The organism is Salipiger sp. D13, assembly GCF_003703915.1.
In the GTDB taxonomy this organism is placed as follows: Bacteria; Pseudomonadota; Alphaproteobacteria; order Rhodobacterales; family Rhodobacteraceae; genus Salipiger; species Salipiger profundus.
This window is the reverse complement of sequence record NZ_ML112603.1, coordinates 13,734-29,284: the sequence shown is the minus strand read 5'-3', so window position 1 is coordinate 29,284 and position 15,551 is coordinate 13,734. Positions and strand designations below refer to the sequence as shown.

Genomic DNA, 15,551 nt, shown 5'->3' with positions numbered 1-15,551 from the left:
TCATGCTTCCCCACGTCACCATTGTCATTCCGACTTACAATCGCGCGCACAATCTGTCTTTGGCGATCGAAGCGGGGCTCGGGCAGTCACATCCGGCGACGACCGTCATGGTCGTCGATGATGGCTCGACCGACGCGACAGAGGAGGTGATCGCACGCTTCGCGGACCATCCCCGGTTCGTGGGTGTGAGACTCGCATCCAACGTCGGCACGGCCCAAGCCAAGAATGTCGCTATCGTCCTGTCGCAAGGCGATGCCGTGACGTTCCATGATTCCGATGACGTTCCGCACAGGGACAAGGTGATGCGTCAGGCGCGTGTCATCGGGAATGAGAGCATCGGGGCCCATCCATGCCTGAACTGGCGATTGGCCGGGCGCGAGACGGAAACACAGATACAGGTCGGCGCGGTCTTCACCCATCACGAACTGATCCTTCCGAACGGCGAACGGGTCGAAATTCGCCGCACTTTGTCAATTGTCGACGACTTCTTTCCGAATTTGCAGATGGCTGCCGGCGTTCCCGGCGACTGGACACACGTCAATTCGGGGCTCTTCCATCGTTCCGTGTTCGATCAGCTCGGCGGGTTTTCCGATTGCATCGAAGAAGACCGGGAGTTCCGCAACCGGCTCATCATGGCGGGCGAGGTCATCTGGGTGATCCCGGAAATTCTGCTGACCAAGATCGAAACCCCGGACAGCCTCACACAGCAGGGCGCCACCGACTATGACAGTCACCGCCGACTGGCGGACAGAAAACGTGTGTGGGATGTAGTCGAGCGATGGTTTGCTACACGCGAGATAGCGCCGGTGCCGATCGACCTCTCGGGTGTCCAGATAGGCTCTTGCACCAACCCCGATCTTTGCAATCCTGAATGGTTGGAGCGCCTTCAGCTTCGGCGGGTGGAGGAGGTTGCGTGAGCGGTGGTGTAGCCTTCGTAGATCCGCTTGCGCCTCATCCCTATAGCGGCGTACCGGGCGCTCTAACGGGCCTGGGCGGCACCGAAATGGCCTTGGTGAAGGTCTGCGAACGCCTTGCGCAAACCCGCCAAATCGTCGTGCATCAGCGGGTCCGCCAAAGTCTCGACGAGGTGGTAGCTGGCGTGCGCTATGCCGGGTTCGACGTCAAACGCCCTTTGGCGAATGAGCCCGCGACAATCGTCGTGATCAATTCCTGGAAGGTGGCGCTTAAACTTGCGCGGTCGCATCCTGAAGCGCGCGTTCTTTGCTGGTTGCATGTGTTTCCGGGCCGCCACAATCGGTCTTTCGCGGCGGAACTCAAAGCCGCCGACATTCAGATCGTCTGCGTTTCCAAGACCCATGCGGACTGGTTGAGACAATTCCTTGGCGCCGAAGCGCCATCAATCCGCTTCATCTATAACCCGATAGCCGACCATTTGGCGCCTGACGACACCCCTCGCGATCCGGACCTGCTGCTCTTCGCCAGTTCGCCGCACAAGGGCCTGGGACAGGTTTTCCGACGCTTCGAGGCGCTTCGAGAGCGATTTCCGCACCTTAAGCTCGCCGTCGCGGATCCAGGCTATCTGGCCTGGCCCACCGGCCGGGTTCCGGCGGGCATCCGGCCTCTGGGACGGCTCGAGCATAGTGATCTCATCCGCTGGATGCGGCGCGCACTCTGCCTCTTCGCGCCCCAGGACGAGTTTGCCGAAACCTTCGGACTTGTGATCGCGGAAGCCAACGCCGTCGGTTGCCCCGGCCTGCTGCAGCGCGGCTTGGGGGCGAACGACGAGGTCGCCTCGGATTCAGGCCAGTGCATCGACACCAGTGATCCGGAGATGATCGCAGAACGCATTGCAAATTGGCGGACCGCCGAACCCGCATCTCCCAGCGCCCAGGCGCGTCCTGATTTTCGCCTCTCATCGGTGACCGCCCAGTGGTCGGCGCTGCTCGGAGGCAGACCCCTTCAACCAGTTCGTCCCGAACCATCGCGGACACACCCTGAAAGGATTGCCTCATGACAAAGCGCAAGAACAAGAACCTGACCGGCAATGGCGGAGAAACACATCAGACGGCGGGCGACGACCTTGAAGTCATGACGACACAGGTCGGCATGCCGATCTCGGACGACCAGAATACATTGAAGATTGCCACGCGTGGGCCGCACCTGCTGGAAGACCAGGTCTTTCGCGAAAAGCTTTTTCATTTTGACCATGAACGCATTCCCGAGCGCGTCGTCCATGCCCGGGGCTATGGCGCGCACGGCACCTTCGAACTGACAGAGTCCCTGTCCGACCTCAGCCGCGCGGATATTTTCCAGCGGGTCGGCGAGAAGACAGACGTTTTCGTCCGGTTTTCGACCGTGGCGGGTAACAAGGGTTCGCCGGATCTGGCACGAGACGTCCGCGGCTTTGCCGTCAAGTTCTACACCAAGGAAGGAAACTGGGATCTGGTCGGCAACAACATCCCGGTGTTCTTCATCCAGGACGCAATCAAGTTTCCCGACCTGATTCATGCCGCCAAACAGGAACCCGATCGCGGCTTCCCGCAGGCACAAACCGCCCACGATAATTTTTGGGACTTCATCTCGCTAATGCCCGAAGCGATGCACATGGTGATGTGGATCATGTCGGATCGCACGATCCCGCGGTCATTCCGCTTCATGGAAGGGTTCGGGGTCCACACATTTCGGCTGGTCAATGCCAAGGGCAAATCGAGCTTCGTAAAGTTCCACTGGAAACCGAAACAGGGCATGCAGTCGGTGCTGTGGGACGAGGCCGTCAAGATCAATGGCGCCGATCCCGATTTCCATCGCCGCGACCTGTGGGATGCAATCCAGATGGGCAACTATCCCCAATGGGATTTGGGCGTCCAAGTGTTCGACGAGGATTTTGCCGACGCTTTTCCGTTCGATGTTTTGGATGCGACGAAACTCATTCCTGAAGAAGCCGTGCCGGTCAGAATTGTCGGCACGATGACCTTGAACAGGATGGTCGACAATTTCTTCGCCGAGACGGAACAGGTCGCGTTCCAGACCGGCAACATCGTGCCCGGCATCGATCATTCGAACGATCCTCTCCTTCAGGGCCGCAACTTTTCCTACCTCGACACGCAGTTGAAGCGGCTGGGAAGTCCGAACTTCAACCACATTCCGATCAATGCAGCAAAATGTCCGTTCGCGCATCTGCAGCAGGACGGCCATATGGCGATGTACAACCCGGTCGGACGTGCCAACTACGAACCCAACAGTCATGGTTTGGGTCCGCGCGAAGACCCCGAGCGCGGCTTCCGTTCCTATGAGACTGAGGAAGCGGGTCCGAAGCAACGTGTACGGTCGGAAAGTTTCGCCGATCACTACAGCCAGGCGCGGCAATTCTATTTGAGCCAGACCGATATCGAACAGAGCCACATCGTCGATGCGCTTGTCTTCGAGCTGTCGAAGGTCGACGCGGAGGCCATTCGGGCGCGGGTGGTGTCGCATCTTCGAAATATCGACGCGGATTTGGCCGAAGCGGTCGCGGACGATCTTGGGATGGAGAAGCTCCCCGAACCCGCGACCCCGGCGAAGAGCCCTATCGACACCGATCCGTCGCCCGCTCTCAGTATTCTCGCCAACGCGCCTGAGAGCTTTGCGGGTCGAAAGCTGGGTGTGCTATTGACCGATGGGATCGATGCCAAGCTGTTCGACGCTCTGAAGGAAGCCGCCGAAGCGGCAGGCGCCATCGTCGAGGTGGTCGCCGAAAAAGTCGGTGGGGTTACATCCAATCGGCGGCGGAAAATCCCGGCGGACCAGAAACTCGATGGCGCACCATCGGTACTCTACGATGCCGTGGCGATCATAGCCTCCAAAGAAGGCGCTGAGAAGCTGTCGGGAATGCATGTCGCCAAGACGTTCCTTGCGGATGCCCATGCGCACATGAAATTCATCGCGCTGTCGGCCGCGGCGCAGGAAGAATTCTGGAACGCGGCGGTGTATGCCGAACCCGATGAGGGTGTGCATATGATTGAAGGCGCCGACGATGCAGGGAGTTTTCTTTCGGCCTGCGGCAAGCTGCGGTTCTGGGAGCGCGATGCATGAGGCAGCAGAACAGCGATTTGCCGCGCCAAGAGTTTGGGACTGCTTCGGCGTGGGCCGTTGCTGTAACCATTCCCGCGCGCAACGAGGCAAAGCGGATCGTGCCTTGCCTCGAGGCCGCGGCCACAAGCCTCAAGGGACGTGGTGGGATCGTCCTGGCGGTGAACAAATCGGCAGACGAGACGGTCGCGCGCGCTCGAGCATGGTTCGAAGCCTCCGGTGCGACCGGAATGATATTGAATGAACAATCTCCACCGCCAGGCAGAGGCGTTGGGAGAGCTAGACGGCAGGCTGTCGCTGCCTGCGCGCACCGGCTTGTGCCGGGCGCCGTCATCATGACCACTGACGCGGACAGCCGGGTCGCGGGAGACTGGGTCGATGCCAACCTCGCCGAGTTGACGCGCGCTGACCTTGTTTGCGGGGCCGTTCTGCCGGACGCGGAAGAATTCGCCAAGTTGCCAGCGACCATCGGGAGACGCGGAGTCCTCGAAGGGGAATATATGGCGTTGACACTGGCCGTTCGGCAGCGTCTCGATCCGGTGCCCCACGACCCAGAGCCGACCCATTTGAATGCGGCGGGCGCGAGCCTGGCCTTCACGACAGACGTCTATCGCGACATCGGCGGCATTTCGGATTTCGAGACGGGTGAGGACAGAGCGTTTGTCTTGGCTGCCGAGAGACGGGGATGGCGCATCAGACATTCCGCCCGCGCGCACGTGATTACGACCTGCCGGCTCAACGGTCGGACATCTGGCGGTATGGCTGGCGCCTTGCGCGCGCGTATCACCGAGGCCGACCCCTTCGTCGACGAACTGCTGGAGCCGGCTGTCCAGACCATCCTCAGGGCACGGATGCAGGGCTCCATACGTCGGCGGTGCAATGACGGTCTGGAGTTCGGCGAAGCCCTCGCTCAAATGGAGGAAAGCACCGCGGAATTGGCGCGCAGTCGCCTGCGACTGTCTGACTTGCATAGGGAATTGCCGCTCCTTGCAGCCGCATTCGCTGAACTGGAGCCGGTGGCCGAAAGGAAATCGGCGTGAATGGCGTTGCCGCAACTCCGACGTCAGAGATTGCGGAATCGGAGGCGCTGGCGCGGATCGCCGATCATGGCGCTGAAGCAGATGCAGGCGCTCGCGGACTCGCCGCCGATATCGAATTGCTCGCTTTGTCGGGTCTGCTGTCACGCTTGTCCGATCCGGACGTGCATCCGCGTGATCTCGTCACGCTTCTGCGACGAATAGGGCGCGCGAGCCTTTCGGTGGGCCGGTTGGCGGAAGGGCACATGAACGCCCTGCGTCTGATCTCTCTTTACGGCACCACGGATCAGCAGCAGCGGCATTGCTCATTGTCCAATAGCGGCGAGTTCTACGGTGTTTGGGGTGCTAACGCATCGCCGCCCGTGCGCCTGATTGACGAGAGGGGCGCCAGATGTCAGCTCTCGGGGACAAAACGCTTCGCCTCAGGTCTTGGCACCGTAAGCTACGCGGTCGTGACAGCAGAAACGCCGGATGGAACGGTGATGACCGTGGCAAGGGTGCTCCACGACGGTCGCGCCGACAACAGCGGCTGGAACGTAACCGGAATGCGCGCAACGGCCTCCGGCACCTACGATTTTGAAGGCGTCGAGGCAGAAATTCTCGGCAAACCGGGAGATTATGAGCGCGAACCGCATTTCGAGGGTGGCGTCTGGCGATACGCGGCGCTGCATGTGGGCGGGTTGGAGGCATTGGCGGAAGCGGTCCGCAAATCGGTCGCGGGGTTCGGCGACAGCGCCACTCAGGCGCAGATGCACCGCGTAGCGCACATCGCGGGCCTTGCGCACAGCGCGCGCCTATTCGTCGAAGATGCGGCCATCCAGGTCGAAAAACCGGAAGCCCGCGATTTGGAAGTGGCGCTCAGCCTGGCTGCACGCGAATTTGTCGAGGGGGCTTGCCTCTCGGGCATTGCCATTACCGACCGCGCCCTAGGCACCCACTCATTTTCCACCGGCCAGACGGTGGAGCGTGTGAGGCGCGACCTCTCGTTTTTCCTTCGCCAGGCGGACCTCGACGGCAAGCTGCAGCGGGCCGGTCAATCACTCTGCCAGTCGGACTCGCCCGTCGGCGAAATTTGGCATAGTCGATGATCACGCTCACCAAAATCGCGAAGGAGGCTGAGATGGCTCCTGAGGCAACACTGCCCGAACTTGCGGGCTCCGGCGAAATCCTGGTGCTGGCACCACATCCGGATGACGAGTCGCTCGCCATGGGCGCTGCGTTATGCAAGGCCTCGGATGCAGGCCGGCGCGTGCATGTCGTCGTGGTTACTGACGGGACACGCTCGCATCCGAACTCGATCAGCCATCCATCTCGCGTGCTGTCCGCGCTACGGCGCGACGAGGTCAGAGCCGCTGTCTCCATCCTTACGCGCGGAAGAACGGAACCGATCTGGCTCGGCTATCCGGACATGGCGGCGCCGGAAAGCGAAGACGAATTCTGTGAAATTGCTCGACGCCTAGAACCGCAACTGGAAAATGTGTCGGCGATTTGGACGACATGGGATGGCGACCCGCACCCGGATCACCAACGGGTATGGCGCCTGGCAAGATATCTGGCGACCGGAAAAGAGGGGGTGCACATGTTCGGCTGCCCGCTCTGGGGTCGCGTACAGGAGCCGGTGCCGCATGCTGGTTCTGACGGACTGCGACGCTTGCAGGTGAAAGGATACCACACGAGGAAATCGCAGGCTGTCGCCGCCCACAAATCGCAGATGACAAAGCTCATTGGCGATGACCCCGAGGGATTTACGATGCCACCAGAACTGGCCGCCTATTTCGTGTCGTCCGATGAGCTGTTTATCCCGGCATGACTCGCGACGCTGCCTCATTCGAGCAACTCTATCGCGACCTGGTCGATCCCTGGGATTATGAGACGAGCGCATACGAGGCCGACAAATATCAGCGGTCTCTCCAATTGCTGCCCCGGTCTCGCTATGGCCGCGGCTTGGAGGTTGGATGCTCGATCGGCGTAATGAGCACTAGCATCGCACGGAGGTGCGATTGCCTGCTCGGGATTGATTTCGCACCCACGGCAATTAACCGCGCCAAGGCACGGGAGGTTGAGAACGCGCGGTTTGAAGTCGCTTCTGTGCCGGAAGGTTGGCCTCCCGGTTCTTGGGACCTGATCGTTCTATCGGAGGTCCTCTACTATCTCGAACCGGACGCACTGAACCGGACGATCGAGTGTGTCGGTCGAGGATTGGCTCCGGATGGAGACTGCCTCATTGTCAGTTACACCGGACCGACAGAGACGTTACTGACCTCGGAGGAAGCCGGCGACCGTCTCCTCGAGACCGTCAAGCGTGACCGTGAACACCACGAAATCTTCAGCACGTCTGGGCCCTCATGGGTCGCGACGGTCTTCTCCTCGCGTCATAGCAAGTCGTCCGAAGTCGTGGGGGGTATATAAAGATAGCCGCGATGGTAGCCGGAGATGCGCCGCAATCCCGCCCTGTCGTGAATTTCTGCGTAGCCTTCACGGATCGTGCAGAGTTTGGCATCACGAAGTTCCTTAATGACACGGCTGACATGCATGGTGGACAGACCAGTGACTTCCGCGAGATCCGTCTGAACCACACCGATCGGCACTCTGCCATCTTCGACCCTTCCGCACATCTGCATCCGAAGGTCCATCTCACAGACAAAATCCGCCACCGCCGCCAGCGCCCGAAGCAAACCGGTGCGATAGGTCCAATGCCTGTGAATGGCAGCATCGACCATCGTCAGCCGCCACAGCGACCGAGCGTGATCGGGACTCCCTGCGATAATTTCCTTGAGCGCGTCATGGGGGAAAAGTGCCAGCCGAGTCGCTGTCAGGCTGCGTACGTCGTGGTCGAGGCGCTGAAGCGGAAATGCGTGCAGATCGACGAAATCGCCTGGCACCTGGAGAGCAACCACGAGCCTTTTGTCGGTAGCGATCTTGTTCCCGGCGATATAGCGCACCATGAGTCCATCGAGAAGCAAAGCGCTGTGCGTGATGAGCTCACCTGCTCTTGAAAGAACTTCGCGAGGCCCGAGAATCTTGATTTCACTACAGGCAGCTTCAAGCTTCAACCACAGTTCCTCCGACAGCTGCTGCCCGACCATCCCCGTATGTGCGGTCTCGTCGATCATCCTGGCCTGTTTTTCAGTCATCTTGTTCTAAAGTTTCATAGTTTGGAGAGCCTCGTCACTCCGAGAGGGCCAACTGCCGTCAATTAAAGAATTATTGGGCGCGCTCGCGGATCGACCGGAAACCCCGTTTACAAGTTTACTTCTCAAGCTTCGAGAGGCAACGCGAACGATCGCTGCCGAGTTGCATCACCGCGTGCATGGACCACTCGGTTGAACCCACCCTGGCGTGGACCGCCGGTACGGTCGCCGAAGCCGGGGCCGGGGTCGTAGCGGCGGCCAGCATCCTGTCCGGCATAGTGATGGTAGTACTGACGTGCAGGGCGTTCCTGGCCGCTGGCGTCAATCTCTCCTACATCGAAGCGACGGCGCTTGTCGCGATTGCCAAGCAGATCGTAAGCCGCCGAGACGGCCATGAAGCGCTCCTGCTTCACAGCGTCATCGGGATGCAACTCCTTCGCGAGTTTACGATAAGCCTTCTTGATCTCGGCCTGGGGTGCGCTCTTTGGCACACCTAGGACTATGTATGGGTCGATACTCATTTTGTTTCGCTTTCAATCACCTGGCCATGTCGCAACACAAGCTAGGCGGGTGATTGCCAAAAGGCCTGTGGCATCGCCAGAGAGCCAAGTTCAGCGACCCGGGCGCGCCAAGGAAATCCAGATCGACGGGTCATGATCTGAGCACAATCAACAGGGTCCGACCATCACGCCAGACGGTCAGCGCCACCGCGTTTGGCGCGTCCGCGAGTACGCGGTCGATGTCGCGAATAGACCCAACCGTTTGACGATTGACCGCCGTGATGACGTCCCCTGCTTCCAGACCGGCCTGCGCGGCACGGCTTCCCGGCGCAATCTCCGAGACGACAACGCCGTCTGCGTCGCCCCAGGCCGGATGGTGACGATCGAGCGGCGCGAGGTGAACTCCCGCCAACGCATCAGACGTGCCACGATCGCGCTCTGCCAAGCGGGGGCCTCCACCATCTGCGAGTGCCACCTGCGTCACCAGGCGGTCGCCATCTCGAACATAGGTGATTTCGACCTCATCGCCGGGTCGGTGCAAGCCGATCCTCTGGCGCAAATCAGCGGATCCGTCGACACCCTCGCCGTCAACCGCGACGATGACGTCTCCGGGGATAAGACCTGCGTCGTCCGCAGGTGTCCCCGGCTCGACCGAGCTAACGATGGCGCCTGCCTCGGCGTCGGCACCAAGCGCTTCAGCCAGATCAGGCGTTAGGTCTTGGATCATCACGCCAAGCCGACCGCGCTGGACTTCGCCGAACTCGACCAGCTGATCCATGACGGCCAGTGCCATATTGATGGGCACTGCAAAGCCGATCCCGACATTGCCTCCGCCATTAGGCGCGATAATGGCCGTGTTGATACCAACGAGATTTCCATCGAGGGTGATCAGCGCTCCGCCGGAGTTTCCCGGGTTGATCGAGGCGTCGGTCTGGATGAAGTCTTCATAGCCTTCGGGATTGATCCCCGACCGTCCAAGCGCAGAGACGATGCCGCTTGTCACGGTCTGGCCAAGACCGAAAGGATTACCGATCGCCACAACGAAATCCCCCACGAGAAGGGTTTCGGAATCGCCGAGTGGGACTTCTGTCAAGTTATTCGCGTCGATCCTTAATACAGCGATATCTGTGGCCGGATCACGGCCGATCAACTCGGCTTCGATGGTCCGGTTATCGCGCAGTGTGACGCGGATCTCATCTCCGTTTTCGACGACGTGGTTGTTCGTCAGGATGTATCCCTCACCTGCATCGACGATCACGCCGGAGCCGGCGCTCATTTGCCGCTGCGGTGGCAGTTGCTCGAGCGGCGGCAGGAAGGGCTGGAAGTACGGATCGCGAAAAAGCGGCGTCATCTGGGCGGGTCGCTCAGAGACAACCGCGATGTTGACGACGGCGTCGTCCACGGCGTCTATCAGCGGCGCGATGGTCGGGATGCCGCGTTCATCAGGCTCAACCGCTGCGATTTGCGCAACCGCCGGCCGCGCGACAACACAAATCGAAAGGACGAAAAGAAAAGTCAGACGGCTCAGCATGGTTCATCTCCTTTGCAACAGGGCAGCCGGATCCCGCAGGTGAATTTCCCAAAACGGCGTTCATTGCGATGCCAGCGCGCGGTGTCCGGCACCTCCGGCCCCTCGCGCTCGCCCGAGATCGTTAGAACGTTGTCCTTGACCGAAATATCGATGTCGGACGGGTCGATACCTGGGAGTGCCGCCGTTACAGCAACGGCATCGTCGCCTTGACAGACATTCACCCCTGGAAAGACGGATTGATCAGAGTTCGTCGGGATAAACCGGTTCACGTCGCGCAGCATAGAACGCATCATCCCAAAGGGATCGCTGCGACGTGTGTAGGTGGGGTAGTACATTTCTCGCCTCCACATTTCGCCAATTCAAACGTGCGACAAACTTAGCATGTATTTGAGGCGCCCGAGGAGGTCGGACATGTCTAAAGGTTCGCCGATCAAGCGGCGTTCGATGTCATTCGGGTTTCCGTTCCGCTCCCAAAATGCGGAGTGGACGGTGGCCTGCTGTCAGAGCCGAACCTTTATGCGTATCCTTGAAACCCCATCTGGGCGTCTCACTGCTGATGATGAGAGGTCAACCCTGTTTTTCAAGAATGCATTTGTACATTTTTTTATCGACGTGAAACCCATCTAGCAGGACTCATAGCCAGTAGATGACCGTAGCTGCTAGAGCGATGGCCGATAGGAAGACCTTGGGGCACCGGTCGTAGCGCGCGGCGAATAACGACCTGCTGCTGAAATCGATGGGTAATCCCCCATTTTCACGGGGGCTGGGTCGTAGAATTTGCGCGGCCATTCTCAGTTTCTGGGCAGGTGTCATCCCGCCGTTGCCAATGTTCGGGCGATCATTGTTGTAGGACCAGAGCCATTCGGTGGCAATCTGCTGCACCTCGTCGATGGTTTCGAAGATATGGAGGTCCAGCAATTCGGTCTTAGGTAGCAGATGCACCAAGTTGCCGGATGGACCGGAACGGCGGCGTAGAGTGCAATCGGGGACATGAGTGACCCCCTGATCGTCCAGACACTGAAGTAGAAGCGCGCGGAGATCCTTGGGCAAATCAAGGCGTATGAGGCGCAGATAGCGCATGCCAAGCACGACCTCGCCCATGTGAACGCGACCATTGAGCTGTTCGCGGCCCCAGAGCGCCAGCGAGCGCGCTACATCGTGAGCCACGGGTTCTTCAAGAAGGGCGAGATCGCCGAGATCTGCGTGCATCACCTCGGCGATGGCGTGGAAATGACGACGCGGGAGCTGGCCGAACGGGTGATGATCGAGCGCGATCTCGAGATCACGGACACGGCGCTGCGGAACTCCGTGGTGTTCAAGGTTGTCCAGGCGCTGCGCCATGCCAAGCGCCGCAAGCTTGTGCGCATGGTGGAGAAGCGACAAGGCTTGTGCGTCTGGGCAGCTGGCGACGCTGTCACGCTGCGCGTCGTTGCCAGTAGCCCTTTCAGGCTCGACTGACCGGCGCGGCCAGCGCTCCTCTGATCAGGCGATCCGCCAGGGTTCCGTTGCTTTCGACCGGTGGTCCTCAAGCCAGGCGGCGTGGGCGGCATAGGCATCGAGATAACGTCCCTCGACCTGGAGATGTTGGCCGCCAATCATGCGCCTGAGCCGCGAGAAGAAGCTCTAGGCCAGATTGGTGTGCGCGCCATCGCGGCTGTAGGCCTCGGAATGGTTGATCCGGCGCATGTCAAAGTCGGGATCGAGCAGGTCCCAGTGGGCAACCTCGTCGGCGGAGACGACGCTTCCGGGCGCGATCCTCTCTCGGGCGAAGTCCACGCCCTCGGGCTCCCGAAGGAAGGTCCGCCTCAGTGTCCGGCCGCCGCGTTGGCGCAAGACGACCACCACGCGGCGCTTGCCGCAGCGATTGGCCAGACGCCGCCGGTCGATCCGCTGCTCGCGCAGGTTGGCTGGTCGGACGTGGCCTCCGAACACTGCCCCATCGACTTCGACCTCGCCTTCGAGACAGGTCTCCCGCGTCTCCGCTGTCATGGCCTCGCGAAGCTTGTGCATGAGCACAAACGCTGTCTTGTGCTGCACATCCAGATCCCGCGAGAGCTGCACCGCTGACAGGCCCTTCGAGGCGTTCACGAACAGGCATATCGCGCCGAGCAGGTCGACGAACGCCAGTTTGCGCGAGGCGAAGATGGTGCCGGACGTCACGCTGAACTGGCGGTGGCATGCCGCGCATTTGAAGCGTCGGCGGGTCTTCAGGTCATAGATGTCGAGGCATCCGCAGACCGGGCACACGGGTGCGCCCTTCGTCTCCGGCCAACGCAGGCGGCAGAACCGTCGATATGCAGCCTCTTCACCTTCGGATTAGATCGCCTTCAGCGAGAGAGTCCGTGCAGCCGCCGAGAGCAGGAAATGCTGAGCCATGATCGCCTCGCCACATAGCGCTTGTTCACATTATGTTCTCATGCGCCGACTGCGGCAAGCGTTTTGGTGCATCTGCTACCTAAGACCGCAGCCATTCATGCCGGACCGTGCGGTTGTAGCGCTCGATGTAGGCGTGCTGCTGCGGCTTTGGCAGCCGCAATCTTTTGCGTGTGATGCTGACGAAGGGTCATATACTCCTCGCGTTGTCGGTCGGTGATGAAACGGCCGGGCATCCGATCCTCTTCTTGGTCGTCGAAGACCGGACCACCCTGACCGCCGTCGCCGCCAACCGCACGGGGTAAACCCGCGCGAGATTTTGGGGGAAAATACACCCGAGCTACGCCCGGCTTCCGCTTCCCCCAAAATCACCACCTGCAATGTCGCGCTGTTTCACCAGCGGTATCGCTGCACACTATCGCGGGTTATTTGTAGATTATCAGAAACTTGAATAAACGCTAATGGCAGCGAATTTCATCACCTTTTCAGAAAGTTCCTGAGACTTTGTCTGTGGCAGATTCAAGATATTGCCGGCCCAGTCTCGGGGCCGGCAATCTTACTAGGCGGTCAGCGCTGAACTTCCACCGTCGTCCTTCCATCGGCGCCAAGCTGGGAATGCAAGTGCGATCAGGCCGAGCGCCAGGTGGGCGAGCGAGACTGCTAAGGTGAAACCGTCAATAAGCACCCATGGACTAATGGCCGCCCAAATACCTGTTACCACTCGCGCCCAGTCAAGCCCTTCATGCGGTCGCCAAAGTGCAATCGCGGAAAGCACTACGATCAGTCCGCCCGTCAGTAGGGCGCTCCAGAAGGCAATATCGGTCAACGTGACGACGAAGGGCAACCCAGCGAGGGCGAGGCCCGCGAGAAGGCTGATGCCGTCGCCAAGCTTGTCATAGTTCGTGGTCCAAGTCTTGTTCATGGTGTGACCTCCTTTCTGTCAACCAAGGTTTCAATGCGGCCGAGCCAGTCGCCTGCACGCCGGCGCAGGCAAGAAAGGACGTAATTCCTCCTGCGAAATCGCGCCGGTCGCGATTTCTTCCAAGGCAACCTCTTCGGTAGCTTGCCGTTGAGGTTCGACCCGCGGTTCCGCCCCGGCCTTCAGCGCCCGGCTGCGGGCGCTCGCGGCGAGGACCAGAGCGAAACGATCGGGCACCGCCTGCTGGGCATCAATTGCAACGAAGGGATTCATGCCGCCCTCCCTTTCTCAACGGACGTATACATGCCGTCGGCGGCCACCGCCGCTTCAAGCGCCAACAGCGCTCGTTCAACCTCGGCAAGCTGCGATTCACGTTGGTTTTCCGGCATGCCTTCGGTGCTGGCGACATCCTGAAGATACTCTGTGTAGGCCCAGTTCATCAGGATAGAACGGCGAGCCTCCAACGACAGGCTGGCGTCCGAAGCAACCTCAATGGGAGGACGCCCATCATCGCCGCCTTTCGGATCGCCCCGCCGTTTGGCGCCGGCCATCGCGTCGCGATAGGTTTGCCGCATCTCCGACAGGCCGAGCCGAGAAAGCGTGGCATCGGACCACAGCCCGGACTGCCTGTCCCGTGCCCGGGCGGCACCGCGCGCGGCTTCGCCTGCCGGCAGATGCACCTCGTAAGCCACCCCCAGACGCTTTGCATGGCGAATAGCAGCTTCCAGCGTCGGAAAGCTCAGGTCTATCTGCTGGATCGTGTCGTCCCCACCCGTCCAGCCCATCAAAGGCTCGAGCCAAGGACCGGTCCGGCGCGGAAAGCTCATCTTCCAGCCCTGCGTGCCCGCGCGCCCCGAGGTCATCGCCGATTTCGACGGCTTCCAGATCCGGGCGACCGCATCGTCTGGCAGAGAAGAGTCCCAGTCGGGTCGCGAACCGGCCAGGCTCGGAATGGGTGAGGCATGTGATTGTGCTGTGAAATCTCCACTGATCAAGTTCACTACTTACCCTCCAGATTTCGGGAACGGCGTCCGACCGCCAAGAAAGCGGCCGGAGCATTCCATCCTGGGCCCGAGGTGCTTCAGGCCGCGACAGGTTCCGGCTCACGAGCCGTCTCGAGCTGCCTGGTCTCGAGACCTTCGGTCGCCTCAGGAGACGCGATCTCGATCCGACGCGGCTTGAGTTCCTCGGGGACCTCGCGCTTCAGCTGGACAGTCAGCAGGCCGTTCGACAAGGTGGCCTCTTCGACCCGGACGTGATCAGCCAGTTCGAACCGACGTTCAAACGACCGACCGGCGATGCCGCGATAGAGATAGCTGGCACCGTCGTCACCATCGGGAGTCTCCTTGTGGCCCGACACGATCAGCATGTTCTTGTCCTGGGTCAGGGTCAGATCGTCTTCGGCAAAGCCCGCCACCGCCATGTCGATGCGATAGTCGTCCTCGCCGGTCTTGACGATGTCGTAGGGCGGCCAGTTGTCGAGCGTTTCCACCCGACGGGCAGCCTCAAGTGCGTCGAGCATACGGTCGAAACCGATACTCGAACGGAACAGAGGTGCAAAATCAAGTCTCGTTGCCATAGCCATATCCTCCTTTGAGCAACATGGGTACAGACGTCGGAAGCACCGCAGGAACGGCGTCCCGCCTTGTCACCGATCCCCATCTGGGCGATCAGCATAAATTGATTTGGAACAGCACCTTACGGTTTCAAGAGGGTGCTCAAAACTTTTTTCTGCGAACAGAAATCCTATATTTCACGCACTTCCTTGTAGCATTCGAAAGGAGGAGATCATGACCGAGAACGACGTGAAGAGCATCTTGGGTCCCGGCACGGATCCTACACTTCTGTCTGATATTCTGCGCACCGGCGCTGACGCCTCCGAGCTTGCCCGTGCCAAGGCCTGGGTCGAGGCGGATGAAGCGCAGGTCGATGCCCATAGCCCCTTCCCATCGGGCCGGGTCGCCCGGTTGGTAGAATTGCTCGAAGCCGATCAGGAAGAAGACGATCTGCTGTAACAGAAATTGGGCTGGC

General features: G+C 60.4%; 18 protein-coding genes and 2 pseudogenes. 10 read left to right on the top strand and 10 right to left on the bottom strand.

What is annotated here, in order from left to right:
• Nucleotides 1-2: 2 nt before the first annotated feature.
• From D6860_RS15955 to D6860_RS26030, 7 genes are read left to right on the top strand one after another with little or no spacing between them, the layout of a single operon-like run.
• On the top strand, nt 3-917 hold the full coding sequence (locus D6860_RS15955; protein ID WP_076625001.1) for a glycosyltransferase family 2 protein: 915 nt from the start codon (nt 3-5) through the stop codon (nt 915-917).
• The gene (locus D6860_RS15950) at nt 914-1,975 is read left to right on the top strand and encodes a glycosyltransferase (RefSeq protein WP_164845648.1); all 1,062 of its coding nucleotides are present in this window, start codon (nt 914-916) and stop codon (nt 1,973-1,975) included. The genes D6860_RS15955 and D6860_RS15950 overlap by 4 nt, the downstream gene beginning before the upstream one ends.
• Entirely contained in the window at nt 1,972-4,032 is a 2,061-nt protein-coding gene (locus tag D6860_RS15945) for a catalase (RefSeq protein WP_076625003.1), read from the top strand. The genes D6860_RS15950 and D6860_RS15945 overlap by 4 nt, the downstream gene beginning before the upstream one ends.
• Entirely contained in the window at nt 4,029-5,069 is a 1,041-nt protein-coding gene (locus D6860_RS15940; protein WP_076625004.1) for a glycosyltransferase family 2 protein, read from the top strand. Before D6860_RS15945 ends, D6860_RS15940 begins: the two co-directional genes overlap by 4 nt.
• Nucleotides 5,066-6,154 (top strand): acyl-CoA dehydrogenase family protein, encoded by a 1,089-nt coding sequence (locus D6860_RS15935; RefSeq protein WP_083697905.1) that lies wholly within the window; start codon nt 5,066-5,068, stop codon nt 6,152-6,154. The genes D6860_RS15940 and D6860_RS15935 overlap by 4 nt, the downstream gene beginning before the upstream one ends.
• Nucleotides 6,151-6,876 carry a PIG-L deacetylase family protein gene (locus D6860_RS15930; protein ID WP_083697906.1) on the top strand — a complete coding sequence of 242 codons (726 nt, stop codon included), beginning with the start codon at nt 6,151-6,153 and terminating at the stop codon, nt 6,874-6,876. The genes D6860_RS15935 and D6860_RS15930 overlap by 4 nt, the downstream gene beginning before the upstream one ends.
• Entirely contained in the window at nt 6,873-7,475 is a 603-nt protein-coding gene (locus D6860_RS26030; protein WP_076625006.1) for a class I SAM-dependent DNA methyltransferase, read from the top strand. The genes D6860_RS15930 and D6860_RS26030 overlap by 4 nt, the downstream gene beginning before the upstream one ends.
• Here D6860_RS26030 and D6860_RS15920 read toward each other — a convergent pair.
• The 4 genes from D6860_RS15920 to D6860_RS15905 form a co-directional block, all read right to left on the bottom strand.
• Entirely contained in the window at nt 7,439-8,179 is a 741-nt protein-coding gene (locus D6860_RS15920) for a Crp/Fnr family transcriptional regulator (protein ID WP_076625007.1), read from the bottom strand. The two genes, D6860_RS26030 and D6860_RS15920, sit on opposite strands and share 37 nt — an antisense overlap.
• Before the next feature lie 143 nt (nt 8,180-8,322).
• Entirely contained in the window at nt 8,323-8,718 is a 396-nt protein-coding gene (locus tag D6860_RS26025) for a J domain-containing protein (protein WP_076625008.1), read from the bottom strand.
• Between the two features lie 130 nt (nt 8,719-8,848).
• Nucleotides 8,849-10,228: a Do family serine endopeptidase gene (locus D6860_RS15910; protein ID WP_076625009.1), complete on the bottom strand. Its 1,380-nt coding sequence runs from the start codon at nt 10,226-10,228 to the stop codon at nt 8,849-8,851.
• Entirely contained in the window at nt 10,222-10,563 is a 342-nt protein-coding gene (locus tag D6860_RS15905) for an Hsp20/alpha crystallin family protein (protein WP_076625010.1), read from the bottom strand. The genes D6860_RS15910 and D6860_RS15905 overlap by 7 nt, the downstream gene beginning before the upstream one ends.
• 76 nt (nt 10,564-10,639) lie before the next feature.
• Between D6860_RS15905 and D6860_RS15900 the strand changes: the two genes are divergently transcribed.
• Nucleotides 10,640-10,855 carry a hypothetical protein gene (locus D6860_RS15900; RefSeq protein ID WP_128549259.1) on the top strand — a complete coding sequence of 72 codons (216 nt, stop codon included), beginning with the start codon at nt 10,640-10,642 and terminating at the stop codon, nt 10,853-10,855.
• A gap of 153 nt (nt 10,856-11,008) precedes the next feature.
• Here the strand turns inward: D6860_RS15900 and D6860_RS15890 are convergent.
• Nucleotides 11,009-11,149, bottom strand: a pseudogene (locus tag D6860_RS15890) (IS3 family transposase); the annotation flags it as partial.
• A gap of 180 nt (nt 11,150-11,329) precedes the next feature.
• On the opposite strand from D6860_RS15890, the gene D6860_RS15885 reads away from it, so the two are divergent.
• Nucleotides 11,330-11,686 carry a hypothetical protein gene (locus D6860_RS15885; RefSeq protein WP_076625011.1) on the top strand — a complete coding sequence of 119 codons (357 nt, stop codon included), beginning with the start codon at nt 11,330-11,332 and terminating at the stop codon, nt 11,684-11,686.
• Here the strand turns inward: D6860_RS15885 and D6860_RS15880 are convergent.
• From D6860_RS15880 to D6860_RS15860, 5 genes and pseudogenes are all read right to left on the bottom strand, one after another.
• Nucleotides 11,673-12,604: pseudogene (locus D6860_RS15880) on the bottom strand (IS1595 family transposase). The gene D6860_RS15885 and the pseudogene D6860_RS15880 overlap by 14 nt on opposite strands.
• Nucleotides 12,605-13,160: 556 nt before the next feature.
• Entirely contained in the window at nt 13,161-13,523 is a 363-nt protein-coding gene (locus D6860_RS15875; RefSeq protein ID WP_076625012.1) for an SPW repeat domain-containing protein, read from the bottom strand.
• Between the two features lie 30 nt (nt 13,524-13,553).
• Nucleotides 13,554-13,793, bottom strand: coding sequence for a DNA-directed RNA polymerase subunit omega (gene rpoZ / locus D6860_RS15870; protein ID WP_076625013.1), 240 nt, complete (start codon nt 13,791-13,793; stop codon nt 13,554-13,556).
• Nucleotides 13,790-14,521, bottom strand: a complete 732-nt coding sequence (locus D6860_RS15865; protein WP_128549258.1) for an NADH dehydrogenase ubiquinone Fe-S protein 4 — start codon at nt 14,519-14,521, stop codon at nt 13,790-13,792. Before D6860_RS15865 ends, rpoZ begins: the two co-directional genes overlap by 4 nt.
• 80 nt (nt 14,522-14,601) lie before the next feature.
• A complete protein-coding gene (locus D6860_RS15860) occupies nt 14,602-15,099 on the bottom strand; it encodes an Hsp20 family protein (RefSeq protein WP_028092955.1) in 498 nt (165 codons plus the stop codon).
• A gap of 211 nt (nt 15,100-15,310) precedes the next feature.
• Between D6860_RS15860 and D6860_RS15855 the strand changes: the two genes are divergently transcribed.
• Nucleotides 15,311-15,535, top strand: coding sequence for a hypothetical protein (locus D6860_RS15855; protein ID WP_073033773.1), 225 nt, complete (start codon nt 15,311-15,313; stop codon nt 15,533-15,535).
• Nucleotides 15,536-15,551: the final 16 nt, after the last annotated feature.

Coding starts and splice junctions, on each gene's coding strand:
- D6860_RS15955 (WP_076625001.1), top strand. CDS start 3: ATGCTTCCCCACGTCACCATTGTCATTCCGACTTACAATCGCGCGCAC.
- D6860_RS15945 (WP_076625003.1), top strand. CDS start 1,972: ATGACAAAGCGCAAGAACAAGAACCTGACCGGCAATGGCGGAGAAACA.
- D6860_RS15940 (WP_076625004.1), top strand. CDS start 4,029: ATGAGGCAGCAGAACAGCGATTTGCCGCGCCAAGAGTTTGGGACTGCT.
- D6860_RS15930 (WP_083697906.1), top strand. CDS start 6,151: ATGATCACGCTCACCAAAATCGCGAAGGAGGCTGAGATGGCTCCTGAG.
- D6860_RS26030 (WP_076625006.1), top strand. CDS start 6,873: ATGACTCGCGACGCTGCCTCATTCGAGCAACTCTATCGCGACCTGGTC.
- D6860_RS15920 (WP_076625007.1), bottom strand. CDS start 8,179: ATGATCGACGAGACCGCACATACGGGGATGGTCGGGCAGCAGCTGTCG.
- D6860_RS26025 (WP_076625008.1), bottom strand. CDS start 8,718: ATGAGTATCGACCCATACATAGTCCTAGGTGTGCCAAAGAGCGCACCC.
- D6860_RS15910 (WP_076625009.1), bottom strand. CDS start 10,228: ATGCTGAGCCGTCTGACTTTTCTTTTCGTCCTTTCGATTTGTGTTGTC.
- D6860_RS15905 (WP_076625010.1), bottom strand. CDS start 10,563: ATGTACTACCCCACCTACACACGTCGCAGCGATCCCTTTGGGATGATG.
- D6860_RS15900 (WP_128549259.1), top strand. CDS start 10,640: ATGTCTAAAGGTTCGCCGATCAAGCGGCGTTCGATGTCATTCGGGTTT.
- D6860_RS15875 (WP_076625012.1), bottom strand. CDS start 13,523: ATGAACAAGACTTGGACCACGAACTATGACAAGCTTGGCGACGGCATC.
- rpoZ (WP_076625013.1), bottom strand. CDS start 13,793: ATGAATCCCTTCGTTGCAATTGATGCCCAGCAGGCGGTGCCCGATCGT.
- D6860_RS15860 (WP_028092955.1), bottom strand. CDS start 15,099: ATGGCAACGAGACTTGATTTTGCACCTCTGTTCCGTTCGAGTATCGGT.
- D6860_RS15855 (WP_073033773.1), top strand. CDS start 15,311: ATGACCGAGAACGACGTGAAGAGCATCTTGGGTCCCGGCACGGATCCT.